We start from the raw sequence: 26,350 nt of genomic DNA, 5'->3' as shown, positions 1-26,350 counted from the left end.
CTGTCACGTCGTGGGGGTTGTCGTCTAGGAGGTACCCGTAGCATCGTGAAGTTACTCTCCTTTAAATCAAGGGAAAAGGAATTGTGAATAAATAAAAATATTTTTGTAGCGGCCATTTTTCTTTTTTGCAGAATAACGCAGATTTTTTTTGGTGTGTCTTTGGAGGAGGGGCGCCTTTCTTAGTTGTAATGAGGGCGCAGGGGATGCTTCCGGATATTTCACTGTTTGTTGTTTTCCAGGGCAGTCGTGCTCAAAACTTATAGAATTATGTTAATTTAAGGGGCGCTACTGCCCGTCGGTCGGAGGGCTCCACTTTTTTGACGAAAAGGGCGGGGTCTGGGTTTTTTACGCGTTCTATAGTGCGCTTTGTGATAAAAAAGCTAAAAATTGGTTCAGGTATAGATAATAAATAGAAAGCTAGTATATTGCCCCAAAAATTTGATGATAATATCGTTGCAGGAATATTTTTAGGTATATCTCCGTGAGCTGGAAAGCAATGTACTAGTAGATTGTTACGAGTGGTAAAAAGGCGCCCTTACAAACGCACGGCACGCTACCCGGTTTTTTGTAGTCTGCAATTTTTTGCCATTTTATTTTAGCTAAGCGGTAATGTATTTTGACCTATATGTATCCTTTTTTATATAGGAAGGGTGGAGTTGCGCTAATGTTAAAAAAAGTCATGATCGTGGAAGATAACGAACTTAATATGAAATTATTTCGTGATCTTGTAGAAGCGAGTGGTTATGAAACCGTCGAAACGCGTAATGGTCTTATTGCATTAGATTTAGCTCGTTCATCAAAGCCTTCTCTTATTCTAATGGATATTCAGTTACCTGAAGTATCAGGTATCGATGTTATTAAACAATTAAAAGAAGATGAAGAACTCAAATCTGTCCCTGTCGTTGCTGTAACGGCTTTTGCTATGAAGGGAGATGAAGAACGGATTCGTGCGAGTGGGTGCGAAGAATATATGTCAAAGCCTATCTCAGTTCCCCATTTTATTGCAACGGTCAAGCGTTTTTTGGGTTGAAGTTTTTATTAAGATTCCTTTTTCGATTAAGGAAAAAACTGAAATGATGCAATTTCGACGAAATAATTTTAATAATATCTTCAAAATAAAAACCCCTCTGAAAAGAGGGGTTTTTATGTACCACATAAAAATTATGGTTAGCGCTTTGAGAATTGGAAAGAACGACGTGCCTTTGCTTTACCGTATTTTTTACGTTCCACGATACGACTATCACGCGTAAGGAAGCCGCCTTTTTTTAGGATTGGGCGGAGTTCTGGTTCATAATAAGTTAACGCTTTAGAAATGCCGTGTCGCACTGCGCCTGCTTGACCAGAAAGTCCACCACCAGCAACAGTTGCCTCAATATCAAATTGCGTATCTCTATTTGCTGCAACGATTGGCTGACGAAGAAGCATTCTAAGAACGGGACGGGCAAAATATTTATCAAATTCTTTCTTATTGATGATAATTTTTCCGGAGCCTGGCTTAACCCATACACGAGCGACGGCATTTTTACGTTTTCCTGTTGCGTAGGCGCGTCCTTGTGAATCGAGCTTTTGCACGTGGACAGGAGCAACATTTGCATTAACTTCTACGGTGCTTTCTGCTGTACTAAGTTGAGAAAAAGCATTTTCAACCATAATTAAGCAATCCTTTTATTTTTGCGGTTTAGGGCACCGACATCGAGAATTTCAGGTTGTTGCGCTGTATGTGGATGTTGGTTCCCAGCATAAACGCGCAGGTTTTTCATTTGGCGGCGACCAAGCGGACCACGAGGAATCATACGTTCTACGGCTTTTTCTATAACGCGTTCAGGAAAACGTCCTTCAAGAATTTGGCGAGTCGTACGCTCTTTGATGCCACCGATGTAGCCAGTGTGCCAATAATATTTTTTATCGGTGTATTTTTTACCGGTGAGAGTCACTTTATCTGCATTAATAATAATGACATTGTCACCATCATCGATGTGTGGGGTAAAAGTAGCTTTATGTTTGCCACGCAAGCGGTTAGCAACGAGGGTAGCAAGACGGCCTAAAACGAGGTTTTCTGCGTCAATAACAACCCACTTCTTCACCACTTCAGTTGACTTTTGCGAAAAAGTTGCCATAGAAAATCCTTTATTGGCCCCTCTTAAAATTGAGGGCATTTTTTGTTGCTTTGCGTTGTGAATTATAACCACAACAGATGTGCTCCGACGCACATTAATAAGTTATGCCTGATATAATGTCTTTTAGTTTGCGTCAAGAAAAAATAAAACTTTCGGAACAGTATGTTATAACAGAGGTATTATAATACCTTTATTGCGCTATTCATATTTTTTCTTCAAGTGTGGTGTCATTCTATAAGGATATCATTCTATAATAGGACATTTCATTTTTGAGTCTTTGTTGTATTTTTAGTGCCTTAATCGTATAATAGAGCACGATGCAGTTGTCCCCTTATTTTCTTAATGTCAAATCTTCCGCTTGTGGCCAAGTTTGGCTCGATTCTCTTGATATTTGGGGAATTAATAATGCTCTCGCTATTTCTCAAAAATTTGGTCTGCCAGATCAGTTAGCCCGGGTTCTTTCGGCGCGAAATATTGATGAAACTGAAGCTGTCGCTTTTCTTAATCCGACCTTACGTACTTTAATGCCTGATCCCAAAAGCTTTACTGATATGCAGTACGCGGCAGAGCGTCTAGTCAAAGCTATTATAAACAAAGAGGAAATTGCTGTTTTTGGTGATTATGACGTTGATGGTGCTTGTTCATCAGCGCTATTGGCGCGCTTTTTGCGCTATTTTGGTCTAAAAGTAAAAATTTATATCCCCGACCGTATTGCAGAAGGCTACGGCCCAAATGAACAAGCTATGAAAAAGTTAGCGCAAGAAGGAGCGAGCTTAATTATTACTGTTGATTGCGGCGCAAATAGTCCAGGCGCAATAAAGGCGGCTAGGCTTGCAGGTGTTGATGTGGTGGTTTTGGATCATCATCAAATGACTGATATTCATCAGGAGGCTGTTGCTCTTGTTAATCCTAACCGCCCTGACGATTTTTCTGAACAGGGGCATTTATGTGCCGCTGGCGTCGTATTTATCACATTAGCGTGGGTTAATCATTTATTGCGGGAGCAAAAAGGGGAAGGGGCTATTCCGGATCTTCTGAGTATGCTTGACCTTGTTGCATTAGCCACTATATGCGATATGGTTCCGTTGCAGGGTGTTAATCGGGCTTTTGTGATTAAAGGGCTTCAAGTTGCACGTTTCATGCGCAATCCTGGAATCGCGGCTTTAGCGAAGGTTGCGCGTATAGGCGAACCGCTGAATAGTTTTCATTTGGGTTTTTTATTGGGTCCGAGAATTAATGCTGGGGGACGCATTGGAGATCAGGCGTTGGGAGCGCGTTTGCTTAGCTGTAACGATAGAGATGAAGCCGATAGAATAGCGGAACAATTAGACCAACTTAATCAAGAACGCCAGGAGATGGAGGAGCTACAATTAGCCCAAGCAGAAATATATGCTGATTTTGTTAACCAGGATAAAGAAACACCATCATCGCTTGTAGTCGCTCGGCAAGAATGGCACCCAGGGATTGTCGGTATCCTTGCGTCTCGTTTGAAAGAACGTTTTTTTTGCCCTGTTTTCGCAATTGCTTTGAAAGCGGACGGAAGTGGTACGGGGTCGGGGCGTTCAATTAATGGTATAGATTTAGGAGCACTCGTTCGTGAGGCTGTCGCATTGGATTTATTGGAAAAAGGTGGGGGGCATAGTATGGCTGCTGGCCTTACAATTCAATCGGCAAAAATTGAAAATTTTCAAAAGTGGCTCGAAGAAAAAGTTGCTTCGGTGGTTTCAGAGTTGCGCGCTAACAAATCTCTCCGCGTAGATGGTTGTCTCTCTGCTTCTGGTGCTAATAAAGACCTTTTTGATATGATCGAAAAAGCGGGCCCATTTGGCGCGGGAAATGCTACACCTGTTTTTGCTTTTCCTTCTCATCGATTAATTAGTTTGTGTGAAGTTGGAAAAGGGCATCTTCGCCTTGTTATCTCTAGTATTGATGGGGAAAAACTGCAAGGGGTAGCTTTTCACGCAGTAGGAACACCGCTTGGTGATTTTCTTTCTAAAAATGTTGATAAAATAATTCATTTAGCCGGTAATCTCAGTTTAAATTATTGGAAAGGGACTATTAATCCGCAATTACGGGTTATCGACGCAGCTGCAGTGGTTTGATAAATATATTTTGAAGATCAGATATCTAAGTTACGCGCAAAAGCGGAATTTTCTTGTATAAATCGAAATCGTTCTTCTGGTTTAGTTCCCATTAAACTTTCTATGGTGTTTTTGGCTTTTTGCATTTCAACTGCATCAACGGAAATACGTAAAAGTGTGCGTTTTTCAGGATGCATAGTTGTTTCTTTTAGCTGCTCAGCGCGCATTTCTCCAAGACCTTTAAAACGTCCAATTTCAATTTTGGCTTTCCCCGTAAATTCTGTTTTTAATAATTCATCCTTGTGAATATCGTCGCGCGCATAAGCGACTTTTCCCCCTTGTGATATTCTATAAAGAGGAGGAACAGCGAGGTATAAATGCCCCTGACAAATAAGGTCGGGCATTTCTTGAAAGAAAAAAGTAATCAAGAGCGAGGCGATATGAGCGCCATCAACATCCGCATCTGTCATAATGATAATGCGCTCATATCTGAGATCTTCTTCGCGGTATTTAGAGCGTGTTCCGCATCCAAGGGCGAGTATAAGATCGCCGATTGTTTGATTTGAGCCCATCTTTTCCCGTGCAGCGCTTGCTACATTTAATATTTTTCCACGAAGAGGCAAAATTGCTTGATTTGCTCTATTCCGCGCTTGTTTAGCAGAACCGCCGGCAGAATCACCCTCAACAATAAATAATTCGGCGCCAGCAGCGGAATTTTGACTGCAATCCGCCAATTTACCGGGCAGGCGCAATTTACGCACGGAAGTTTTCCGATTTATTTCTCTATCTTGGCGTCGCTTGATACGTTCTTCGGCTCGTTCAATGATCCAATCAAGGAGTTTCGTAGCTTCTTGAGGAGAATTTGCAAGCCAGTGATCGAAAGGATCGCGTACTGCATTTTCTACAATACGTTGCGCTTCAATTGTGGCTAATCGATCTTTAGTTTGTCCGACAAATTCTGGCTCTCTGATAAAGATAGAAATTACCGCAACTGTCGAAATCATGACGTCATCAGAAGTGATGATGGAAGCACGTTTATTTCCTGTTAATTCGGCGTACGCTTTCAATCCTCGCAAAAGAGCTTGACGCAGTCCTGCTTCATGTGTTCCGCCTTCTCCGGTGGGAATGGTGTTGCAGTAAGACTGTATACGAGCATCGCCGCCATGCCAAGCTACCGCCCATTCAACCGAGCCATGACCCCCGCGTTGTTTTGTTTTACCAGAAAAAATTTCAGCTGTTACTCTATATTCATTTTCCAATAATGATGATAAGTAATCTTTAAGTCCATCCGGAAAATGAAAAACAGCTTTCTCTGGAATATTTTTTACGTTTTCAAGAATTATAGGGTCGCAATTCCACCGAATTTTTACTCCGCCGAAAAGATAGGCTTTAGAGCGGGCCATTTTATAAATTTTTTCTGGATCAAAAGCTACTTTTTCGCCAAAAATTTCGCTGTCAGGATGGAAACGGACTCGTGTACCACGACGATTATACACATCACCTAAATCTTCCAGTCCGGATTGAGGAATACCACGTGAAAAACATTGGCGGTAAAGTTTGCGATCTCGCGCTACTTCAACTTCCATATGGTCAGAAAGAGCATTAACAACAGAAATGCCTACTCCGTGCAAGCCGCCAGAGGTTTGATAAGCTTTTCCATCAAATTTTGCACCTGAATGGAGTTGCGTCATAATAACTTCAAGGGTCGATTTATCCGGCATTTGAGGATGGTTCTCAACAGGAATTCCGCGTCCATTGTCTGTAACCGTTAGATAACCGTATCTGTCTAATGATACATCAATTAAATCAGCATAACCGGCAACGGCTTCATCCATAGCATTGTCGATGATTTCTGCAAATAAATGATGAAGAGCTTTGCTATCTGTTCCACCAATATACATTCCGGGCCGTAAACGGACTGGCTCTAAACCTTCAAGAACTCGTATAGATAAGGCACTATAGTCGCTTTCTTTTGTATCGTCTTTCGGAGAAGATGCGGAGACTGCGGGAACTTCGACATCCGGACCCACTGAAACGTGGAGATTTTTCGCTTTCATTTCCGCACGGGACTGAGCATTATGTAAAATACTAAAAAGATCCTTATTCTCATCGCTCATGGCGTTCAATTATCTATCTGAAATCTAGAGTTGTTTAAAATAAATTTTTGGCCGAGATGACCTGTATGCCTGTTTTTTATTTGAAAATCAATGCACTTAAGAAACATCAATTGTTGGACCAAAGATTTGTTCAAATGTCTGTCTCATAGCAATATCAAAATCATGCATTGTTACAGATGGACCTAGATCAAGTAAACTTGTTACACCGTGGTCCGTAATTCCGCAAGGAACAATTCCTGCATAGTGAGATAAGTCGGGTTTGACATTGATAGCAATGCCATGAAAGCTCACCCATTTGCGCACACGGACACCAATAGCGGCGATTTTATCTTCAGTAGGCATGTTACCTATTGCTGATGAGCAATTCTGTCGTACAACCCATACACCAACCCTATTTTCGCGACGTTCACCTTTAATGTTGAATTGCGCAAGTGTTTGTATGATCCATTCTTCCAATGCGCCGATAAAAGCGCGTATGTCTTGCTTCCGACGCTTAAGATCAAGCATAATGTAAGCGATACGCTGTCCAGGGCCGTGATATGTAAATTCGCCGCCACGGCCTGCTTCATAAACAGGGAATAAGTCGGGGGTTAAAAGATCTTTTTTTTTAGCGCTAGTACCTGCTGTATAAAGGGAAGGGTGCTCAAGAAGCCAAATTTGTTCGCGCGCAGTTTTGGTAAAAATATTTTCTGCACGTTCTTGCATGTAACGAAGCGCTTCAGGGTATTCAACTAAGCTATTACTTACTTTCCATTCAACTGGTGGCGCATCATCAATTGCTTTGAAGTGATGAGATGAGCGGTGACGATTAATATGTTTCAATTTAAATCTCATTGGCGATTTATTTGTTATCGGTAAAAGCAATTACGTGGCAAGACACGAGCTTATGCATTAAAACTAACACAAAAAATAAAGCTATTGATATTTTTCTTTTTCAAAAAAAATCGACCTTTTATAAACTTAAATGCAGCAGAGAAGAATTATAAGCTCATGAATGGAATAAATTGCGAAGATTCCACCAGTTTACGGATTAGAGCGTATAAACCGGAAAACTGAATGTCTTGTAAAAAGCCGTATTTGATCATTTTTGGTAGAAAAAAAAACTTAAATAGTGGTAGAATAAATATAGCCAGTCCTTGAGTCAGTGATTATAGGGGCCTACTAGTTTATTTTTGGGCGCTTAAGCTTCTTGCAATGCGCGGGCTGATTTTGCCGTAATTTCAAATTATTTTATTATGATATTAAAAATAAGGAAGATACGAAGGGCGAGATTGGAAAAATTATTAAAATTTTTTAATAATTGCATTGCGGTATTTTACCTTACGGTTTGATTTTTAGTGTAAACGGCATTTTTATAGGAGATTCTTCTAAGTGGGGGGCATTATCGTCGGTGATAGGTAGGATTATATTTTAATCTGCAAAAGAGCGAGCGCGCCGAAAATAAATTACGTCTCTGCTACAGCGACGGAGGAGCCTCTCTAAAGATGTAATTGTAAAATTTTAGAAATTGAAGATATATCTTCAGTTATTTTAATCACTGATTGAAGGTTTTTCGTTAAGAAATTACATTATATTACATTTTTAAAAGCTTAAAAAAATATCCTTACAGGATATCGTGAGAAAAATATTATAGTTAGCGGGGTGGGATATGAGTTGAGAATTAGAAGATGACTCACCTCGAAATGGTTCCATAAAAGACGGCGCGCACTGGGTGCTGAAAAGCACGGGAACCAAAGTGCTTACCTGCCCGCCCGTAAGGTGGATTTTACCATCTGCCAGACGCTCCGCCGCCGCCTGATGATCCCCCGCCGCCTCTAAATTTTCCGCCACTTGAACGCTTTCCAAATTCCCCTCTACCAAAATTTAAGCCGATAAACCAAGGGGTAAAAACGATACCCATCCAGCGATATTTTTGAGGTCCTACTTTTTTGCCAAAGATCATTGCGAGTATGGGCAAGCCAATCACCGCAAAAAAGACTAAAAATATAATTGCATTTGCTATCATCTGTTCTTTTTCAGCTTGTTTACGTTTTATTTCAATAATTTTAGCTTGTTCTTTGATTCTATATGTAAAATCAGAATCATTGTTTGTAATAACATTGATAATTGCATCAATGGCTTCAATAATTCCTTTTCGATAATTTCCTTCACGAAAATTGGGAAGAATGAAGTTATTAATAATAACCGTGGAAATGGCATCCGTTAACTCTCCTTCTAAACCATATCCCACTTCGATACGTACTCTGCGCTCATTTGGTGCGACAACAAGCAATACACCGTTGTTGATCTGTTTTTGACCTAAACTCCATATGCGAAAAAGGGAATTGCTGTAAGTTTCAATATCCATTCCTGAAAGACTGGGAATGGTCACGACAACAACTTGGTCTCCTGCTTTTTCTTCCAATGCAGCTAGCTTTTTTGTTAAATCTTCTATCGTCGCATCATCAAGTAAACGAGCGACATCATTGATGCGACCGGTCAAAGAAGGATACCGACCCTGCGGATAAGCAACGCTACTGCCGAGCGGAATGGAACAACAGAAAAGACACACAACAACCCATAAATACGGGAAAAAACTATATTGTATAGAGCGTTGGGATGGTATCATTAATTAAAATTAACTCTTGGTGTTTGTTGGACATTGTTGTCGACAGTAAATGTTTGCATGGGTTTGGAATCACGGAACCATAATTTTGCCCAAATCATCGTCGGCATCGTTTTGAGTGCAGTGTTATATACACGTACCGCTTCAATATAATCACGTCGCGCAACGGAAATACGATTCTCAGTTCCTTCTAATTGAGATTGAAGAGCAAGAAAATTCTGATTCGCTTTAAGGTCAGGATAGTTTTCGACAACGGCCATAAGACGCGAAAGCGCACTCGATAAATTTGTCTGATTATCGAGATATTGCTGCATAGCCTGCGGATCATTTAACATATTAACGTTAAGGGGCGTTTGCGTTGCCTTTGCGCGCGCTTCAACAACATTAGAAAGCGCGGTTTGTTCATGAGATGCATAAGCTTTAACGGTATCTACTAAATTGGGAATAAGATCTGCACGACGCTGATATTGATTTAATACTTCGCTCCATGCTGCATGCGCTTTTTCTTCGTTTGTCGGTATTGTATTGAAACCGCAACCATTTAAAAACGGCATTAAAGATGCCAAAAAAATAGCAATCGACCACCGTTTTGCTCTTTTTGTCACAGGATAAGCGAACGAAGTTAACGCGGTCAGTGCATTTAGCATAAAGATATCTCCAAAATTTCCTAAGTCTGTGTATATAGGACATATTTGTATATGGTCAAAGTATCTTAAATTTTAAGTGAGTGGAAAAGGCTGTACTTTATGAAAGTATTTAGTTTTTTTGCAACTTTCTTGCTATTTATCTTGTTTAAGAAGCTAGTTTAGCTATCTTAGATTAAAAAAATGAAGTTTGTAATTAATTTGCTTCGAGAAATATTTGAAAATATGGTATTAATAATTGAATATTTTGTATGAATACTAATAATGAAAAGTATTATCAGATTTATTGCATTTTTTATGAAATAATACATAGCTAAAAAATATTCATGAGTTAAACAAAAAAGTTAAACCTTTTACTTAAGCTCTTCAGCTATCGAAAATTTAAAATGCTTACGTTAATGGGGGAGGTGGACTTTATTATTTGCTTTGGTAAAAGGGTTCTAAAGCTCTAAATGTCATCCGCGACATCTCATTTATACGAAGCGCTGGCTGCAGAAAGAAGGATCTTTTTCTGCCTTTGAACCCGACGATCTCACCTGCAAATATCAAATAGCCAATCTCGCTATTTTTGATTAAAAACAAGATGGTGGGCGATGAGAGACTCGAACTCCCGACATCCTCGGTGTAAACGAGGCGCTCTACCAGCTGAGCTAATCGCCCGATGCGATCAGCGCCTTTTAAGGAACTTTTTTTTTAAACGCAAGGGCAAAGATGTTGCTCATTGATATTTTTTAAAGGGAAGAAAAGTTTTCCATATATTTAATTTTAAAAAAATACACAAGCCTGCTTGACAGGAACGAATGAAGGTCTTAACACGACCGCTTAAGCCAATTTAATTGGTCCGAAAAGAGTGCGCGGGTGTAGCTCAGTTGGTTAGAGTGCTGGCCTGTCACGCCGGAGGTCGCGGGTTCGAGCCCCGTCACTCGCGCCATTTCGGGTTATTTTAAGCCTTTATTTAATGTAGGCATTTTGCTATTGGGGCCGCTGACGGTTATATATTATCGGCGCGGCGCGGGGCACTGAGAGCTTAAATTTCCTTTTTATTTTATGGTTCTGAGGATAGGGGCTTGCGTCTTTCTTCGCTCTGCGGTACCTATGCTGGTGGGAATAATGTCGCGCAGCACGCCTTTGGGTTGTACGAGCGGGATTGACGAAATGTTCATCACAATTTGCGCGTTCAATCTGGACAATGTTGTGTGATTGCGTTAATTCAGGCGTCTCATTAAAGCGGAAGAGGATTATGACTCATTTATTGAGCTCTTATTTGCCAGTGTTGGTTTTTATTGTTGTTTCGATAGTTATTGCGGGTGTCCTTTTGGTTATACCCTATATCGTAGCTTATCGCGCACCTGATCCCGAAAAATTATCAGCTTATGAATGCGGATTTAACTCATTTGATAATGCCCGAATGAAGTTTGATATTAGGTTTTATCTGGTTTCAATTTTATTTATCATTTTCGACCTCGAAGTTGCTTTCCTTTTTCCTTGGGCTGTTTCGTTTAGCTCGATAGGTATGTTCGGTTTTTGGTCGATGATTATGTTTTTAGTGATTTTAACAATCGGGTTTGTATATGAATGGAAAAAGGGAGCTCTTGAATGGGATTAATGTTTGATAGTTCAACAGCCTTTGCTCCAAAGCCTAAGGGAATTATCGACCCGAGCACAGGCAAATTGATAGGTTCTAATGATGAATTCTTCCGCGATGTTAACGCTGAATTGGGGGATAAAGGATTTTTGGTAACTTCGGTAGACGCTTTAATCACTTGGGCACGTACTGGGTCATTAATGTGGATGAGTTTTGGTTTAGCGTGTTGCGCTATTGAAATGATGCAATGTTCAATGCCTCATTATGATAATGAACGTTTTGGATATGCGCCGCGCGCTTCGCCACGTCAATCCGATGTAATGGTTGTTGCCGGTACTTTGACAAACAAGATGGCGCCTGCTTTGCGTAAAGTTTATGATCAGATGCCTGAGCCGCGTTATGTGATATCTATGGGGTCCTGCGCGAATGGTGGTGGATATTACCATTATTCTTATTCAGTCGTGCGCGGATGCGATCGTATAGTGCCTGTAGATATTTATGTCCCCGGTTGTCCTCCTACTGCGGAGGCGTTGTTGTATGGTATATTATTATTGCAGAAAAAAATCCGTCGTACCGGGTCCATAGAGCGATAAGGGGTTCATAATGATGAATGAATCATTGGTTGAGCTTTCTGCTTATTTACAAGATAAATTAAGCGATAAGCTAGAAGAAAGCGCTCTTGCATTTGGTGAGTTGACTATTGTGTCACGTCTTGACGCAATTCTCGATGTTTTGGCGTTTGTTCGTGATGATCCTCGTTGCCAATTTATAGCTATAATAGATATTAGTGGTGTTGATTATCCTTGTCGTGACAAGCGTTTTGATGTTTCTTATCAATTATTGTCTCCTCGTCAGAATTTGCGATTACGTGTTAAAGTGCGCACTGATGAAAATACTCCAGTTGCTTCTGCTTGCTCGATTTATCCTGGTGCAGAATGGTACGAGCGTGAGACGTACGATATGTACGGGGTTTTATTTTCTGGCCATCCGGATCTAAGGCGTATCTTGACCGATTACGGGTTTGAAGGGCATCCTTTGCGTAAAGACTTTCCTGTAACGGGGTTCGTTGAATGCCGCTATGATAATGAAGCAAAACGTGTAATTTACGAACCTGTTGTTCTTCGGCAAGAAATGCGCGATTTCGACTTTCTTTCACCATGGGAGGGGGCTGAGCATATTTTGCCTCCTAATGAAAAGGTGGATAGTGAAAAGTAATGTTGCGGTTGGTAAATATGTTATTAAAGTAGTAAGATGCTCTTAGGTGATTTGGTATTTTTGAGTCAGAGGTTTAACGTGTTTGTGCTGGGTGGGTGGCTGTTTTATGTTTTGCAGCGTAGTAAGCAAAGTTTTACTGATGTCCAGTTTAGAGCGCATTTAGAAAAGCAAGGGGTCGATTGTGGCTGAGGTTAATGTCCGAAATTTTAATATTAATTTTGGTCCGCAACATCCCGCGGCGCATGGTGTTTTGCGCATGGTCTTGGAGCTAGACGGTGAAGTTGTTGAGCGCGTGGACCCGCATATTGGACTATTGCATCGCGGGACCGAAAAATTAATGGAGACAAAAACTTATCTTCAAGCTGGCCCTTATTTAGATCGTTTGGATTATGTTGCTCCCATGAATCAAGAGCACGCTTTTGTGCTTGCTATTGAAAAGTTACTGGGTGTTGAAGTTCCTAAAAGGGGACAATTAATTCGCGTTCTATTTTCTGAAATAGGGCGTATTCTTAATCATTTATTGAATGTAACAACGCAAGCGATGGATGTCGGCGCTTTAACTCCTCCGCTTTGGGGGTTTGAACAGCGCGAAAAATTAATGATTTTTTATGAGCGTGCATGCGGTGCGCGTCTTCATGCGAATTATTTTCGTCCTGGTGGCGTACATCAAGATTTACCAGAATCTTTAATTGAAGATATTGGAAATTTTATTGATCCATTTCTCGTTGCTCTCGGCAAACTTGACGCGCTTGTAACTCCAAATAGGATTTTTAAACAGCGCAATGTCGATATTGGCGTGGTGAGTATTGAGGAAGCTTGGGCGCGTGGTTTTTCTGGAGTAATGATCCGTGGAGCTGGTGTGCCATGGGATCTACGTAAAAGCCAGCCTTACGAATGTTATGACGAAATGGAATTTGATATTCCTGTAGGTAAAAATAGCGATTGTTACGATCGTTATCTTATTCGTATGGAAGAAATGCGTCAATCGGCGAAAATTATGCGCCAATGCGTAGACCGTTTACTTAGTAGTGAAAAAAATACACCAGTTTCGAGCTTAGATCGTAAAATTGTGCCTCCAAAGCGCAGTGAAATGAAAAGTTCTATGGAAGCGCTCATTCATCATTTTAAACTTTATACGGAAGGTTTTCATACACCTCCTGGCGAAGTTTATGTTGCTGTAGAAGCACCAAAAGGTGAATTTGGTGTTTACCTCGTTTCCGATGGGACTAATAAGCCTTACCGCGTTAAATTGCGTGCGCCTGGTTTTGCTCATCTTCAGGCTATGGATTTTTTGACTCGAGGTCATATGTTGGCGGATGCGACGGCTATTTTGGGCTCAATTGATATTGTTTTTGGGGAGGTTGATCGCTAATGTCCGTACGCCGTCTTGCAGATGAGAGCTATCAGCCCATAAAGTTTTCTTTTACAAAAGAAAATCAAGTGTGGGCGCAAAATACTATCAAAAAATACCCTGTAGGGCGTGAGCAATCTGCAGTAATTCCTTTATTGATGCGTGCTCAAGAGCAAGAAGGGTGGGTAACGCGTGCTGCAATTGAGCATGTTGCTCAGATGCTTTCTATGGCCTACATTCGCGTTTTAGAGGTCGCAACTTTTTACACTCAATTTCAGCTTAAGCCGGTTGGAAAAAAGGCTCATGTCCAAGTTTGTGGTACCACTCCTTGCATGTTACGTGGTGCTGGTGAGTTAATTAAAGTTTGCCAAAAAAAAATTCATCACGAGCCTTTTGTCGTTAATCAGGATGGGACGTTATCGTGGGAAGAGGTAGAGTGTCTCGGTGCTTGTGTTAATGCTCCGATGGTTATGATTTTCAAGGATACTTACGAGGATTTGACAGCTGAACGTCTTGAAGAAATTATCGATGCATTTAAAGAAGGTAAAGGTTCTGATATAGCAGTAGGGCCACAGAATGGTCGTAAATCGTCAGAGCCCATCGGTGGTTTAACTTCTTTGATTGAAGAAGATAAAAAAAGAGAAAGTACCACTTAAATCTTCAAAAAAGAAAAATTAACGAAAAAATGGGGCTGAGATGAGTGTTACTTTGGTTGGAGGGATGTTTAGGGTTTGTTCATTACGTAAATTTTCAGAAAAGACTAGGGAATTTTGAAAAGATATTTAGTAACTGAATTCAGAAAAGTGCTACCAGTGATAGAGAAAAGAGTTGGATATGCTGGCTGATAGAGATCGCATTTTCACCAATATTTATGGTTTGAAAGATAAATCGTTAAAAGCTGCGATATCGCGTGGGCACTGGAATGGTACTAAGGCGATTATTGAAAAAGGTCGTGATTGGATTATTGATGAAATAAAGGCGTCGGGTTTGCGTGGTCGCGGCGGCGCGGGTTTCCCTACTGGTATGAAGTGGTCTTTTATGCCGAAACATACTGACGGGCGGCCGCATTATTTAGTAGTAAATGCAGATGAATCGGAGCCGGGGACATGTAAAGACCGCGATATTTTGCGGCATGATCCCCATACTTTAATTGAGGGGTGTGTTATAGCTACTTTCGCGATGGGGGCGAATGTCGCCTTTATCTATGTTCGTGGTGAATATATCCGTGAGCGAGAAGCACTTCAAGCTGCAATTGACGAATGTTATGATGCAGGTTTGCTTGGAAAAAAAACTAAATATGGACATGTTTGTGATATCATCGTCCATCACGGTGCTGGCGCTTATATTTGCGGTGAAGAGACAGCTCTTCTTGAAAGTCTTGAAGGAAAAAAAGGGCAACCCCGTCTTAAGCCGCCGTTTCCAGCAAATATGGGAATTTATGGTTGTCCAACGACGGTTAATAATGTAGAATCCATCGCGGTTGTTCCGACAATTTTGCGCCGGGGCGCTTCTTGGTTTTCGTCTATTGGTCGCGCAAATAATGCCGGGACGAAATTATTTATGGTTTCCGGTCATGTTAACGCGCCTTGTACATTCGAGGATGCGTTGAGCGTTTCTTTCCGCGAGTTAATTGAAAAACATACAGGGGGTATCCGCGGCGGATGGGGTAATCTTTTAGCAGTTATCCCAGGGGGGGCTTCTTGTCCGGTTGTGCGTGGCGAAGACGTAGTAGATGCGATTATGGATTTTGATGGAATGCGTGATATTGGTTCTTCTTTTGGTACGGGTGGTATGATTGTCATGGATAAATCTACCGATATCATTAAGGCAATTTGGCGTATAGCAGCTTTTTTTAAACACGAGAGTTGCGGGCAGTGCACACCGTGCCGTGAAGGAACTGGTTGGATGATGCGTCTTTTGGGCCGTATGGTTGAAGGAAGAGCGCAGAAACGTGAAATTGATCTTCTATTCGAAGTTTCTAAGCAGGTTGAGGGGCACACTATTTGCGCACTCGGTGATGCTGCGGCGTGGCCTATTCAAGGATTGATACGTAATTTTCGTTTAGAAATTGAGCGAAGGATTGATGATTATACGCGAAATGCGGTTCAGAAAAGAAATATTGCTTTAAAAGCAATAGGATAAAGTATTTTGTTGTAAAAATAATGAAATGCAAATTTAGATAGGGGGCATCCACAGGCTGGATTAATGATGATAAATATCAAAGTTGATGGTAAAGAAATTGAAGTTCCTGATTACTATACACTGCTTCAAGCAGCTGAAGCTGCGGGTGCTGAAGTGCCGCGTTTTTGTTTTCATGAATCTTTATCGATTGCTGGAAATTGTCGTATGTGTTTGGTTGAGGTTAAAGGTGGTCCTCCGAAACCTCAAGCTTCCTGTGCTATGGGTGTTCGTGATTTGCGGTTAGGTCCAAATGGTGAAATCCCTGAAATCTTCACTAACACGGCAATGGTAAAAAAAGCTCGTGAAGGTGTGATGGAATTTCTTCTCATTAATCATCCATTAGATTGTCCCGTTTGTGATCAGGGTGGTGAATGCGATCTTCAAGATCAAGCAATGTTTTATGGACGTGATTGTTCTCGTTATGCAGAAGATAAACGTGCTGTAGAAGATAAATATATTGGGCCACTTGTAAAAACTATTATGACACGGTGTATCCATTGTACGCGTTGTGTTCGTTTTACGACGGAAGTTGCAGGCGTTTCGGAGCTCGGTTTAATTGGCCGAGGTGAAGATGCTGAGATTACGACATATCTCGAAGAAGCTATGACGTCTGAATTGCAGGGAAATGTCATTGATCTTTGTCCTGTAGGCGCTTTAACTTCGAAGCCTTACGCATTTCATGCGCGCCCATGGGAGTTAGTTAAAACAGAGTCGATTGATGTAATGGATGCACTTGGTAGTGCTATTCGCATTGATAGTCGTGGACGTGAAGTTATGCGGATTACACCACGTGTTAATGAAAATATTAATGAAGAGTGGATTTCTGATAAGACGCGATTTATTTGGGACGGATTACGCACTCAGCGGCTTGATAAACCGTATGTCCGTAAATATGGAAAGTTGCAACCTGCGAGCTGGTCAGAGGCTTTTGCAAAAATTAAAGCTGTTATTTCTAAGGCTTCAGCACCAAAAATTGGAGCGATTGCTGGAGACCTTGCGTCTGTTGAGGAAATGTACGCACTGAAGACGTTATTGACTTCACTAGGTTCAAAGATATTTGATTGTCGTCAAAGAGGTATGGTTTTATCTCCCGAATTAGGACGCTCGAGTTATATTTTTAATCCGACTATTGCAGGTATTGAACGGGCTGATGCATTACTCATAGTAGGGTCCAATCCGCGTATTGAGGCCGCTGTTTTGAATGCGCGTATTTTAAGACGCCAACGAACAGGGCGAATTCCAATCGCGCTAATCGGAGAACAGGTCGATTTACGTTATCCGTATTCTTATCTTGGGGCTGGTACAGATGCCTTAAAAACACTTATCGGTGGGGAGGCTGCTTTTTTTAATGTGCTGAAGGAAGCTGAGAGACCGCTTATTCTTATTGGAGAGGGGGCAATTTCAGGAAAGGAAGGTTTATCTGTTTTAAAAAATTTGGCTAAATTAGCTGATATTGTTGGTGCTCTTAATGAAGAATGGAACGGGTTTGGCGTTCTCCATAGTGTTGCCTCGACTGTAGGAGGCTTAGATATTGGTTTTATCTCTGAATTGGGGGCCGAAAATATCATTAAAACTTGTGAAGTTTTATTTTTACTCGGTGCTGATGAAGTGGACTTGGCCGATAAAAAAGCTTTTACAATTTATATTGGAAGTCATGGTGATAATGGCGCACATGCCGCTGATGTGATTTTGCCTGCATCGGCTTATACTGAAAAATCCGGGCTTTATGTTAATACAGAAGGCCGCGTTCAAATGACAAACCGAGCTGGTTTTGCTCCAGGCGAAGCAAAGGAGGATTGGGCCATTTTGCGTGCTTTGTCGGATGTTTTAGGGCAGAGACTTCCTTTTGATTCATTGTCTCAATTAAGGCAGAAGCTGTTTAGCGATTTTCCGCATTTTTGCGCCATTGGTGATATAGCGCCTTCTTGTGTAACTGATCTTAAAGAACTTTCTTCGCAAACAAGTATTTTGGGTACGCAAGCCTTTACTTCTACGATTAAAGACTTTTATTTGACAAACCCAATAGCACGTGCTTCTGTAACTATGGCTGACTGTTCTTCCCTTGCAAAGAATCGTCTTACGAGAATTTCAGAGTAAAGGCAGAAGGGACAAGGGATAATTATGTATGATTTCTTTACGGCCTGGTTGTTGCCGTTGCTCATTATAGTAGGGAAGACGCTTCTTCTTTTAGTTATTCTTCTCGTTTTGATTGCTTATCTCCTTTATGCAGACAGAAAAATTTGGGCGGCTGTACAGTTACGGCGCGGCCCGAATGTTGTCGGTCCGTGGGGATTATTACAGTCTTTTGCAGATTTAATTAAATTCGCTGTTAAAGAGCCTATTATTCCTGCTGGCGCTAATAAGGGTGTTTTTCTTTTAGCTCCCTTTGTTTCTGCCGCACTTGCTTTATCAAGTTGGGCTGTTGTTCCAGTTAATGAAGGTTGGGAAATTGCTCATATTAATGTTGGTTTACTTTATATTTTAGCTATTTCATCTCTTGAAGTTTACGGAGTTATTATGGGGGGGTGGGCGTCAAATTCGAAATATCCCTTTTTAGGAGCCCTTCGCTCGGCGGCGCAAATGGTCTCTTATGAAGTTTCAATCGGGTTGGTTCTTGTAACGGTTATTTTAGTGAGCGGTTCACTGGATCTCACGACAATTGTGCGCGAACAAAGCAGCGGATTTGGGACAAAGATTGGTTTGCCTTTTAGTAGTTTTCTTGATTGGAACTGGTTAGTTCTTTTTCCAATGTTTATTGTATTTTTTATTTCTGCACTTGCGGAAACAAACCGTCCTCCTTTTGATCTGGTCGAAGCAGAATCTGAACTTGTTGCAGGTCATATGGTTGAATATTCTTCAACTCCTTATATGCTTTTTTTTCTTGGTGAATATGTTGCTATTGTTTTAATGTGCGCATTGACAACTATTTTGTTTTTAGGTGGTTGGTTGCCGCTTTTAGATGTTTGGTGGCTTAATTGGGTTCCTGGCGTAATTTGGTTTGTCTTGAAGGTATGTTTTGTATTTTTTGGGTTTGCTATGGTTAAAGCGTTTGTGCCACGTTACCGTTATGATCAATTAATGCGGCTCGGTTGGAAAGTGTTTCTTCCTATTTCATTGGCAATGGTTGTGATAACTGCTGCTTTCTTAAAATACGCTGGTTTCGCGTAAGAGGAGTTTTTATGTCAGGTCTTATTCAAGCGGCAAAGTCGCTCCTTTTATTAGAATTTGTGAGTGCTTTTTTTTTGGCGATGCGTCAATTTTTTTCGCCGAAACCTACGATTAACTATCCTCACGAAAAAGGTGTTATTTCCCCACGTTTTCGCGGAGAACATGCTTTACGCCGTTATCCTAATGGCGAAGAACGGTGTATCGCATGTAAATTGTGTGAAGCAATCTGCCCTGCACAAGCCATTACGATTGAAGCCGGGCCCAGGCGCAATGACGGTACACGTAGAACTACTCGTTATGATATTGACATGGTTAAGTGTATTTATTGTGGTTTTTGTCAGGAAGCTTGTCCAGTTGATGCTATAGTGGAAGGGCCGAATTTTGAGTTTGCTACAGAAATGCGTGAAGAACTTTATTATGATAAAGAGAAACTTTTGGATAATGGAGATCGCTGGGAACGGGAAATTTCCCGTAATATATTGATGGATGCGCCTTATCGTTGAGTGTATTTTTGAATGAGTGGTTAAACGATTTTGTTTGACAAAAATTATAACTAGGTGTGATTTTTTACACCAATTATTTGGTTAATTGAGGGGAAGCCCATGCTGACAGATATAGCGGCGGCATTTTTCTATCTATTCGCTTTTATAATGCTCGCAAGTGCAGTCGCTGTTGTTTCTGCGCGTAATCCGGTGCATTCGGTTTTGTTTTTGATATTGACGTTTTTTAATGCTGCAATCTTGTTTTTGCTTGTAGGGGCAGAATTTTTGGGACTTATTTTGCTGGTTGTCTATGTTGGTGCTGTGGCCGTTTTATTTCTGTTTGTAGTTATGATGCTTGATGTCGATTTTGCTGAGTTAAAAAGTGGAGCACTTCGCTACGCTCCTATTGCAGCGGTCGTTGGTTCTATTATTGCGGTAGAGCTGATTTTTATTTTTGTTGGTAGCGATTTTTCTTCGGCTTTCAAAACCCATATTACGCAACCAATGCCAGATTTAACACAGCGAACAAATACGCAAGCGTTAGGAGATATTCTTTATACTGATTATATTTTCTATTTTCAAATCGCTGGAATGATTTTATTGGTCGCAATGATTGGTGCTATCGTTTTAACGCTCCGCCATAAATCAGGTGTTAAACGGCAATTGATCTCGGTGCAAGTCGCCAGGACAGCGGAAAACGCGATCGAAATCAAAAAAGTTGAATCAGGCAAAGGTATTTAGCGGGAAGATTGTCATGCATATTGATATTACTCATTATCTCACTGTTTCTGCAATGATGTTCACGATTGGTATTTTTGGCATTTTTCTGAATAGGAAGAATGTAATCGTTATTCTTATGTCTATTGAACTTATATTGCTTTCAGTTAATTTTAATTTTGTTGCGTTTTCAGCATTTTTACATGACCTCGTTGGTCAGATATTTGCTTTATTTGTTTTGACAGTGGCTGCCGCTGAAGCGGCGATTGGTCTCGCAATCCTCGTTGTTTTTTTCCGTAATCGTGGTTCTATCGCGGTTGAAGACATTAATGTAATGAAAGGCTGATAAGTTGATGTATTACGCGATCGTCTTTCTCCCATTTTTGGGCTTTTTAATTGCCGCTATGGGTGGAAAAATTATAGGAGCCCGCGCCAGTGAATTGATTACATGTAGCCTTATGATAATTGTGGCCGCGTTATCATGGGTTGCTTTTTCAAGTATTGCTATTGGTAACACATCGATGATCGATGTGCCGCTGTTGCATTGGGTGACTGTCGGTGAGTTGACATTTAATTGGGGATTGCACGTTGACACATTGACGGCTGTTATGCTCGTTGTAGTTAATAATGTTTCAGTACTGGTGCATATTTATTCAGTCGGCTATATGCATCATGATCCTTCAAGGCCTCGTTTTTTTGCTTATCTTTCCTTGTTTACGTTTATGATGCTTATGCTAGTGACAGCCAATAACTTAATCCAAATGTTTTTTGGATGGGAAGGTGTTGGGCTCGCATCTTATTTGCTTATTGGTTTCTGGTTTCAAAGAGCTTCCGCTAATAAGGCAGCGATGAAAGCTTTTGTAGTTAATCGTGTTGGAGATTTTGGTTTTCTTTTGGGAATCTTTAGTATTTTTGTTTTATTTCAGTCAGTTAGTTTTTCGTCTATTTTCGCAAAGGCGGCAGATAATGATTTCGTACAAGGCATAACATTTTGGGGGTGGCAGCTTGATGGGCAGGCAGCGATCACTATTACGTGTCTTTTTCTGTTTATTGGCGCTATGGGCAAGTCAGCGCAATTTTTTTTGCATACGTGGCTTCCTGATGCGATGGAAGGACCGACGCCTGTATCTGCGCTTATTCACGCAGCGACAATGGTTACTGCTGGGGTCTTTATGGTTGCGCGTATGTCGCCAATTTTTGAACTTTCTTCTACTGCTTTGACGGTAATTGTTATTGTTGGAGCAACGACCGCGTTTTTTGCGGCGACCGTAGGGTTAGTACAAAATGATATTAAACGTGTTATCGCTTATTCTACATGTTCGCAGCTTGGTTATATGTTCGTTGCATTAGGCGTTGGGGCTTATGGAGCAGCCGTTTTTCACCTTTTTACGCACGCTTTTTTTAAAGCTTTGTTATTTCTCGGAGCTGGTTCTGTAATTCACGCAGTATCTGATGAGCAGGATATGCGAAAAATGGGGGGGCTGCGGAAACATATAAAAGTGACTTATTGGATGATGATTATAGGAACTTTTGCATTAACAGGTGTCGGAGTTCCTGGAACATCTTGGGGAACAGCGGGCTTTTTCTCAAAGGATGCGATTATAGAATCTGCTTTTGCATCGCATAATATTGCTGCAGGATATGCTTTCTGGCTTCTCGTTTTTTCCGCTTTTCTGACGAGTTTTTATTCGTGGAGACTCATATTTATGACGTTTCATGGTAAGCCGCGCGCAACTGTTGATGTTATGCACCATGTTCATGAATCAGCGCCTGTTATGTTGATCCCGCTGTTTATTTTATCTATCGGGGCATTGTTTGCTGGTGTGGTTTTTCAGCCTTATTTTTTTGGTGATTTATACGACTCTTTTTGGAAAGGTGCCTTATTTACAGGGGAGCATAATTCTATTCTTCATGAGGCACATGATGTTCCAAATTGGGTAAAATGGTCGCCATTTACAGCAATGGTTATTGGGTTCATTTTATCATACCTATTCTATGTCCTTGCCCCTTCGATTCCAAAAATACTCGCTAAATTGATGCCTACATTATACCGTTTTCTTTATAATAAATGGTATTTTGATGAAATTTATGATGTTCTTTTTGTGCGTCCGACTTTTAAAATTGGATATTTTCTTTGGAAAATAGGCGACGGTAAAATTATTGATGGTTTAGGGCCAAATGGTATTGCGGCACGTGTTATTGATATCACAAATAAAGTTGTTCGAATGCAGACCGGCTATCTCTACCACTATGCATTCGCAATGCTCATTGGTGTTGCAGTATTGATCACGTGGATGACGATCGGGAGCTTAAATTAATGACCGACTGGCCTATTCTTTCTACTATTACATTTTTGCCGCTTGTTGGTGTAATTTTAATTTTGTTAATCAAAGACGACAGCGAAACGGCAAGATGTAATATACGCAATGTAGCATTTTTTACAGCTATATTTGTGTTTATTATTTCCTTAGTTATTTGGGCAGGATTTGATAATACAAACTCTGATTTTCAGATGGTTGAGAAATTTAATTGGTTGGGGAGCGGTGTCAGCTATCATATGGGAATCGACGGTATTTCTGTGCTTTTTATCGTTCTTTCGGCTTTTTTATTGCCTTTTTGTATTTTAGCGAGTTGGGAAACCGTTAAGGATGGGTTGAAAGCTTATATGATCGCTTTTTTGCTTCTTGAAGTAGCGATTATCGGAGTTTTTTGCGCGCTTAACGCGGTACTGTTTTACGTTTTTTTTGAAGGCAGCCTAATTCCGATGTTTATTATCATTGGTGTTTGGGGCGGTGCACGTCGCGTTTATGCGAGCATGAAATTTTTCTTATATACTTTGCTTGGTTCGGTGCTCATGTTGGTCGCCATCATGGCTATATATTGGGAAGCAGGGACGCTTGATATACCCACGTTATTGACCTACAAATTTCCTACAGATATGCAGACGTGGCTGTGGCTCGCCTTCTTTGCTTCTTTTGCGGTTAAAATGCCAATGTGGCCATTTCATACATGGCTCCCCGATGCTCACGTAGAAGCGCCAACAGCGGGTTCTGTCATTTTAGCTGGTATATTACTTAAACTGGGTGGTTATGGTTTCCTCCGTTTTTCTTTGCCAATGTTTCCTATTGCTTCGGCTAATTTTACTTCTTTTGTTTTTACATTATCACTCATTGCTATTATTTATACATCGTTGGTGGCGCTCGTCCAAAATGATATCAAGAAACTTATTGCTTATTCGTCGGTGGCTCATATGGGGTACGTGACGATGGGCGTTTTTGCAGCTAACGAACAAGGCATCCAAGGTGCTATTTATCAAATGTTATCGCATGGAATTGTTTCTGCAGCGTTGTTTCTTTGCGTTGGCGTTATTTATGATCGTGTGCATACACGCGAAATTTCGGCTTTTGGTGGTTTAGTGAATAAGATGCCTAAATATGCTGTCGTGTTCTTGATCTTCACCATGGCGAATGTAGGATTACCTGGAAGTTCAGGATTTTTGGGGGAATTTTTGACATTAATAGGTGTTTTTCAAGTTAATAAGCTGGTTGCAATTTTTGCTACGACTGGTGTTATTTTGTCGGCGGCTTATGCACTTTATCTTTACCGGCGTGTTATTTTTGGCTCTTTGGATAAGGAAAGCTTGAAAGTACTCGTTGATCTTTCTTTAAGAGAGAAGTTCATTCTTTATCCGATGGTTATCCTCACAATATTGTTTGGTGTCTATCCGACACCTATTCTCAAAACGACAGCATCTGCGGTAACAAACCTCATCAATAACCTGCACTAAACTAAGAGATTAAACACGCATGCAAACAGAAATAATAGCTCAATTAGTGTTAATTTTTCCAGAAATTTTAGTAGCGTTAGGAGGAGTTGTGCTACTTTTAGTCGGCGTTTATTCTGGCCCGCGTTCATATTTAACGATCACTGGTTTGGCGATTGCTCTTCTTGTAGCAATTATCGTTATTATAATTATTTTCCCCAAAAATGGTTTTTTCTGTACAAATGCACTCATTATTGATTCTTTTGGTCGCTATATGAAGGTTTTGATGCTTATTGGCGCATTATTTTCTCTCATTATGTCGGTTGGTTTTAGCTGTGCTCAGAAATTCGATATATTTGAGTTTCCTGTTTTAGTCCTTTTAGCGACTCTTGGCATGATGTTCATGATTTCAGCTGGTAATTTGCTATCACTTTATATGGGATTAGAACTACAATCACTGGCTCTATATGTTTTAGCTGCAATTAAACGTGATAATGTAAAATCTTCTGAAGCAGGTATAAAATATTTTGTTTTAGGTGCATTATCTTCGGGGTTACTGCTTTATGGTATTTCTTTACTTTATGGTTTTACCGGCCAGATTGGTTTTCATGAAATTACCATTGCTTTGAAGAGCGGGGCGTTACAACTTGGTGTTATTATAGGAATCGTTTTTATTTTGGCGGGCTTAGCCTTCAAAATTTCTGCAGTTCCGTTTCATATGTGGACCCCTGACGTTTATGAAGGAGCACCAACACCTGTTACGGCATTTTTTGCTAGTGCCCCTAAAATCGCGGCAATGGCATTAATTATCCGCGTCATTGTTGTGATTTTTGTCCCGCTAGATAATGTTGATAGCTCTATGCCTGCGTGGCAGCAAATTTTGGTATTTATGGCGATTGCATCAATGATTTTAGGGGCATTTGCGGCGATTGGTCAAAAAAATATCAAGCGGTTAATGGCTTATTCGTCTATTAGTCATATGGGGTATGCCCTTGTCGGTTTGGCTGCCGGAAATATAGTTGGGGTTAAAAGTGTTATTCTCTACATGACCATTTATCTCTGTATGACAGTCGGTTCATTTGCTTTCATCCTTGGAATGCGATTTCACGATAAGAATGTTGAAAATATTTATGATCTTTCGGGGCTTATAAAGACAAATCCGTTTATGGCCGTTATGATGACAATACAGCTTTTTTCTTTGGCAAGTATACCACCTATGGCTGGTTTTTTTGGTAAGTGGTATACATTCTCAGCGGCTGTTCATGCAGGGCTTACTCCACTCGCCGTGGTCGGTATGCTGACTTCTGTTATTGGTGCTTTTTATTATTTACGGGTGATAAAAATTATGTGGTTCGATGAGGTAAAATCTAGCTTTATTGTTTTATCAAGCGAATTAAAGTTCTGTCTCATAACTTCTGTATTATTTATTCTATTTTATACATTTTTTGGAATTTTATTTTCTGAATTAGCTGGAAAAGCAGCGGCATCGTTGTTTTAATGAATATGGTTTATGCATTATCAAATTTCGCACAAAAACAAGGATATGATGTTGAATCATATGAAAGTGTTGATTCAACAAATCTTGTTGCACAACGAAAAGCAAATGCTGGCCACCGCGGTCAACTTTGGATTGTTGCGGAAGAGCAAACACAAGGAAGAGCTAGGAGAGGTAGAGCGTGGTATAGCCCGAAAGGGAACTTTTATTCCAGTCTTTTATTAATCGATGATATCAATCCTAAAACCGCTGCTTATCTTAGTTTTGTTGCTGGGGTGAGTATGGTCGAAGCGGTCAGGCAGTTTATAAAGGATAAAAGCTGTGCTGATAGTGTTATTAGTTTAAAATGGCCTAACGATATTTTGCTTCAGGGGAAAAAAAGTTCTGGAATTCTTCTCGAGCTTTCTAGATTAACTTCGCAAAAGTATGCGTTAATTATTGGTATTGGAATGAATGTGAAATACCATTATAAGGACACGTCATATCCAACATCTTGTATAAAAAATATTGGTTTAGATATTGATAATAAACAATTATTTACAGTTCTGACGCAGTATTTTGCTGAAAATTATCTTCTTTGGAAACAGCAAGGGGGGGGTGATATAATCCGTGAAAAATGGCTTTTATATTCTTCCCACCTTGGGCAAAATATCAAAATAGTCAATGATGGAAAGATTATCGAAGGTCTCTTTGAAGGTCTTGATTGTGATTTTAACTGTGTTGTAAAACAAGAAAATGGTCGTCGGGCAATCATAACAGCCGGAGATGTTCATTTTGGCTTGGCTGCTTCCGTTCATGCAGGTTGTTATTAGCTTATAAAATTTATTCA

23 protein-coding genes and 2 tRNA genes are annotated in these 26,350 nt (G+C 40.5%); 18 read left to right on the top strand and 7 right to left on the bottom strand.

The window, feature by feature from the left end:
• Nucleotides 1-664 precede the first annotated feature (664 nt).
• Entirely contained in the window at nucleotides 665-1,030 is a 366-nt protein-coding gene (locus BANH1_RS03740) for a response regulator (protein ID WP_015398088.1), read from the top strand.
• Between the two features lie 137 nt (nucleotides 1,031-1,167).
• Here the strand turns inward: BANH1_RS03740 and rpsI are convergent, their stop codons facing one another.
• Both rpsI and rplM read right to left on the bottom strand, forming a co-directional pair.
• Nucleotides 1,168-1,650: a 30S ribosomal protein S9 gene (rpsI, locus tag BANH1_RS03735; protein ID WP_015398087.1), complete on the bottom strand. Its 483-nt coding sequence runs from the start codon at nucleotides 1,648-1,650 to the stop codon at nucleotides 1,168-1,170.
• A gap of 2 nt (nucleotides 1,651-1,652) precedes the next feature.
• Nucleotides 1,653-2,117 (bottom strand): 50S ribosomal protein L13, encoded by a 465-nt coding sequence (gene rplM / locus BANH1_RS03730; protein WP_015398086.1) that lies wholly within the window; start codon nucleotides 2,115-2,117, stop codon nucleotides 1,653-1,655.
• A gap of 317 nt (nucleotides 2,118-2,434) precedes the next feature.
• On the opposite strand from rplM, the gene recJ reads away from it, so the two are divergent.
• On the top strand, nucleotides 2,435-4,219 hold the full coding sequence (recJ, locus tag BANH1_RS03725; protein ID WP_015398085.1) for a single-stranded-DNA-specific exonuclease RecJ: 1,785 nt from the start codon (nucleotides 2,435-2,437) through the stop codon (nucleotides 4,217-4,219).
• Between the two features lie 17 nt (nucleotides 4,220-4,236).
• Here the strand turns inward: recJ and parE are convergent, their stop codons facing one another.
• From parE to BANH1_RS03700, 5 genes are all read right to left on the bottom strand, one after another.
• Nucleotides 4,237-6,315 carry a DNA topoisomerase IV subunit B gene (parE, locus tag BANH1_RS03720; protein WP_015398084.1) on the bottom strand — a complete coding sequence of 693 codons (2,079 nt, stop codon included), beginning with the start codon at nucleotides 6,313-6,315 and terminating at the stop codon, nucleotides 4,237-4,239.
• A 96-nt stretch (nucleotides 6,316-6,411) separates the two neighbouring features.
• Nucleotides 6,412-7,149, bottom strand: coding sequence for a lipoyl(octanoyl) transferase LipB (gene lipB, locus BANH1_RS03715; protein ID WP_015398083.1), 738 nt, complete (start codon nucleotides 7,147-7,149; stop codon nucleotides 6,412-6,414).
• Nucleotides 7,150-8,080: 931 nt separating this feature from the next.
• The gene (locus BANH1_RS03710; protein ID WP_015398082.1) at nucleotides 8,081-8,923 is read right to left on the bottom strand and encodes a TPM domain-containing protein; all 843 of its coding nucleotides are present in this window, start codon (nucleotides 8,921-8,923) and stop codon (nucleotides 8,081-8,083) included.
• The gene (locus BANH1_RS03705; RefSeq protein WP_015398081.1) at nucleotides 8,923-9,567 is read right to left on the bottom strand and encodes a LemA family protein; all 645 of its coding nucleotides are present in this window, start codon (nucleotides 9,565-9,567) and stop codon (nucleotides 8,923-8,925) included. Before BANH1_RS03705 ends, BANH1_RS03710 begins: the two co-directional genes overlap by 1 nt.
• Before the next feature lie 581 nt (nucleotides 9,568-10,148).
• Nucleotides 10,149-10,224: transfer RNA gene (locus BANH1_RS03700), tRNA-Val, on the bottom strand.
• A gap of 194 nt (nucleotides 10,225-10,418) precedes the next feature.
• On the opposite strand from BANH1_RS03700, the gene BANH1_RS03695 reads away from it, so the two are divergent.
• The 16 genes from BANH1_RS03695 to BANH1_RS03620 all read left to right on the top strand — a co-directional run bounded on the left by BANH1_RS03695 (nucleotide 10,419) and on the right by BANH1_RS03620 (nucleotide 26,333).
• Nucleotides 10,419-10,495 (top strand) — tRNA-Asp (locus BANH1_RS03695).
• A gap of 309 nt (nucleotides 10,496-10,804) precedes the next feature.
• Nucleotides 10,805-11,170, top strand: a complete 366-nt coding sequence (locus BANH1_RS03690; protein WP_015398080.1) for an NADH-quinone oxidoreductase subunit A — start codon at nucleotides 10,805-10,807, stop codon at nucleotides 11,168-11,170.
• Entirely contained in the window at nucleotides 11,161-11,742 is a 582-nt protein-coding gene (locus BANH1_RS03685) for a NuoB/complex I 20 kDa subunit family protein (protein ID WP_015398079.1), read from the top strand. Before BANH1_RS03690 ends, BANH1_RS03685 begins: the two co-directional genes overlap by 10 nt.
• 13 nt (nucleotides 11,743-11,755) lie before the next feature.
• Nucleotides 11,756-12,364, top strand: coding sequence for an NADH-quinone oxidoreductase subunit C (locus BANH1_RS03680; RefSeq protein ID WP_041583234.1), 609 nt, complete (start codon nucleotides 11,756-11,758; stop codon nucleotides 12,362-12,364).
• Between the two features lie 181 nt (nucleotides 12,365-12,545).
• Entirely contained in the window at nucleotides 12,546-13,736 is a 1,191-nt protein-coding gene (locus BANH1_RS03675; protein WP_015398077.1) for an NADH-quinone oxidoreductase subunit D, read from the top strand.
• Nucleotides 13,736-14,371, top strand: a complete 636-nt coding sequence (gene nuoE / locus BANH1_RS03670) for an NADH-quinone oxidoreductase subunit NuoE (protein ID WP_015398076.1) — start codon at nucleotides 13,736-13,738, stop codon at nucleotides 14,369-14,371. The genes BANH1_RS03675 and nuoE overlap by 1 nt, the downstream gene beginning before the upstream one ends.
• Before the next feature lie 178 nt (nucleotides 14,372-14,549).
• Entirely contained in the window at nucleotides 14,550-15,857 is a 1,308-nt protein-coding gene (gene nuoF, locus BANH1_RS03665) for an NADH-quinone oxidoreductase subunit NuoF (RefSeq protein ID WP_015398075.1), read from the top strand.
• A gap of 66 nt (nucleotides 15,858-15,923) precedes the next feature.
• Nucleotides 15,924-17,993: an NADH-quinone oxidoreductase subunit NuoG gene (gene nuoG / locus BANH1_RS03660; RefSeq protein WP_041583232.1), complete on the top strand. Its 2,070-nt coding sequence runs from the start codon at nucleotides 15,924-15,926 to the stop codon at nucleotides 17,991-17,993.
• Between the two features lie 24 nt (nucleotides 17,994-18,017).
• Nucleotides 18,018-19,064: an NADH-quinone oxidoreductase subunit NuoH gene (nuoH, locus tag BANH1_RS03655; protein WP_015398073.1), complete on the top strand. Its 1,047-nt coding sequence runs from the start codon at nucleotides 18,018-18,020 to the stop codon at nucleotides 19,062-19,064.
• Between the two features lie 11 nt (nucleotides 19,065-19,075).
• On the top strand, nucleotides 19,076-19,567 hold the full coding sequence (gene nuoI, locus BANH1_RS03650; protein WP_015398072.1) for an NADH-quinone oxidoreductase subunit NuoI: 492 nt from the start codon (nucleotides 19,076-19,078) through the stop codon (nucleotides 19,565-19,567).
• A gap of 99 nt (nucleotides 19,568-19,666) precedes the next feature.
• Complete coding sequence (locus BANH1_RS03645) at nucleotides 19,667-20,287, top strand: NADH-quinone oxidoreductase subunit J (RefSeq protein ID WP_015398071.1); 621 nt, start codon at nucleotides 19,667-19,669, stop codon at nucleotides 20,285-20,287.
• 13 nt (nucleotides 20,288-20,300) lie between these two features.
• Nucleotides 20,301-20,609: an NADH-quinone oxidoreductase subunit NuoK gene (nuoK, locus tag BANH1_RS03640; RefSeq protein WP_015398070.1), complete on the top strand. Its 309-nt coding sequence runs from the start codon at nucleotides 20,301-20,303 to the stop codon at nucleotides 20,607-20,609.
• Nucleotides 20,610-20,616: 7 nt separating this feature from the next.
• Nucleotides 20,617-22,581: an NADH-quinone oxidoreductase subunit L gene (gene nuoL / locus BANH1_RS03635; RefSeq protein ID WP_015398069.1), complete on the top strand. Its 1,965-nt coding sequence runs from the start codon at nucleotides 20,617-20,619 to the stop codon at nucleotides 22,579-22,581.
• The gene (locus BANH1_RS03630; protein ID WP_015398068.1) at nucleotides 22,581-24,050 is read left to right on the top strand and encodes an NADH-quinone oxidoreductase subunit M; all 1,470 of its coding nucleotides are present in this window, start codon (nucleotides 22,581-22,583) and stop codon (nucleotides 24,048-24,050) included. The genes nuoL and BANH1_RS03630 overlap by 1 nt, the downstream gene beginning before the upstream one ends.
• 19 nt (nucleotides 24,051-24,069) lie before the next feature.
• The gene (gene nuoN / locus BANH1_RS03625; RefSeq protein WP_015398067.1) at nucleotides 24,070-25,524 is read left to right on the top strand and encodes an NADH-quinone oxidoreductase subunit NuoN; all 1,455 of its coding nucleotides are present in this window, start codon (nucleotides 24,070-24,072) and stop codon (nucleotides 25,522-25,524) included.
• On the top strand, nucleotides 25,524-26,333 hold the full coding sequence (locus BANH1_RS03620) for a biotin--[acetyl-CoA-carboxylase] ligase (protein WP_015398066.1): 810 nt from the start codon (nucleotides 25,524-25,526) through the stop codon (nucleotides 26,331-26,333). Before nuoN ends, BANH1_RS03620 begins: the two co-directional genes overlap by 1 nt.
• The last annotated feature ends 17 nt before the right edge of the window (nucleotides 26,334-26,350 follow it).

Origin of the sequence: Bartonella australis AUST/NH1 (genome assembly GCF_000341355.1) — a bacterium.
Lineage (GTDB): Bacteria > Pseudomonadota > Alphaproteobacteria > Rhizobiales > Rhizobiaceae > Bartonella > Bartonella australis.
This window is presented reverse-complemented; position numbering and strand designations above follow the sequence as displayed.

Excerpts from the sequence above, each read along its gene's own strand:
- BANH1_RS03740 (WP_015398088.1), top strand. The coding sequence starts at position 665 with ATGTTAAAAAAAGTCATGATCGTGGAAGATAACGAACTTAATATGAAA.
- rpsI (WP_015398087.1), bottom strand. The coding sequence starts at position 1,650 with ATGGTTGAAAATGCTTTTTCTCAACTTAGTACAGCAGAAAGCACCGTA.
- rplM (WP_015398086.1), bottom strand. The coding sequence starts at position 2,117 with ATGGCAACTTTTTCGCAAAAGTCAACTGAAGTGGTGAAGAAGTGGGTT.
- recJ (WP_015398085.1), top strand. The coding sequence starts at position 2,435 with ATGCAGTTGTCCCCTTATTTTCTTAATGTCAAATCTTCCGCTTGTGGC.
- parE (WP_015398084.1), bottom strand. The coding sequence starts at position 6,315 with ATGAGCGATGAGAATAAGGATCTTTTTAGTATTTTACATAATGCTCAG.
- lipB (WP_015398083.1), bottom strand. The coding sequence starts at position 7,149 with ATGAGATTTAAATTGAAACATATTAATCGTCACCGCTCATCTCATCAC.
- BANH1_RS03710 (WP_015398082.1), bottom strand. The coding sequence starts at position 8,923 with ATGATACCATCCCAACGCTCTATACAATATAGTTTTTTCCCGTATTTA.
- BANH1_RS03705 (WP_015398081.1), bottom strand. The coding sequence starts at position 9,567 with ATGCTAAATGCACTGACCGCGTTAACTTCGTTCGCTTATCCTGTGACA.
- BANH1_RS03690 (WP_015398080.1), top strand. The coding sequence starts at position 10,805 with ATGACTCATTTATTGAGCTCTTATTTGCCAGTGTTGGTTTTTATTGTT.
- BANH1_RS03685 (WP_015398079.1), top strand. The coding sequence starts at position 11,161 with ATGGGATTAATGTTTGATAGTTCAACAGCCTTTGCTCCAAAGCCTAAG.
- BANH1_RS03680 (WP_041583234.1), top strand. The coding sequence starts at position 11,756 with ATGAATGAATCATTGGTTGAGCTTTCTGCTTATTTACAAGATAAATTA.
- nuoE (WP_015398076.1), top strand. The coding sequence starts at position 13,736 with ATGTCCGTACGCCGTCTTGCAGATGAGAGCTATCAGCCCATAAAGTTT.
- nuoF (WP_015398075.1), top strand. The coding sequence starts at position 14,550 with ATGCTGGCTGATAGAGATCGCATTTTCACCAATATTTATGGTTTGAAA.
- nuoG (WP_041583232.1), top strand. The coding sequence starts at position 15,924 with ATGATAAATATCAAAGTTGATGGTAAAGAAATTGAAGTTCCTGATTAC.
- nuoH (WP_015398073.1), top strand. The coding sequence starts at position 18,018 with ATGTATGATTTCTTTACGGCCTGGTTGTTGCCGTTGCTCATTATAGTA.
- nuoI (WP_015398072.1), top strand. The coding sequence starts at position 19,076 with ATGTCAGGTCTTATTCAAGCGGCAAAGTCGCTCCTTTTATTAGAATTT.
- BANH1_RS03645 (WP_015398071.1), top strand. The coding sequence starts at position 19,667 with ATGCTGACAGATATAGCGGCGGCATTTTTCTATCTATTCGCTTTTATA.
- nuoK (WP_015398070.1), top strand. The coding sequence starts at position 20,301 with ATGCATATTGATATTACTCATTATCTCACTGTTTCTGCAATGATGTTC.
- nuoL (WP_015398069.1), top strand. The coding sequence starts at position 20,617 with ATGTATTACGCGATCGTCTTTCTCCCATTTTTGGGCTTTTTAATTGCC.
- BANH1_RS03630 (WP_015398068.1), top strand. The coding sequence starts at position 22,581 with ATGACCGACTGGCCTATTCTTTCTACTATTACATTTTTGCCGCTTGTT.
- nuoN (WP_015398067.1), top strand. The coding sequence starts at position 24,070 with ATGCAAACAGAAATAATAGCTCAATTAGTGTTAATTTTTCCAGAAATT.
- BANH1_RS03620 (WP_015398066.1), top strand. The coding sequence starts at position 25,524 with ATGAATATGGTTTATGCATTATCAAATTTCGCACAAAAACAAGGATAT.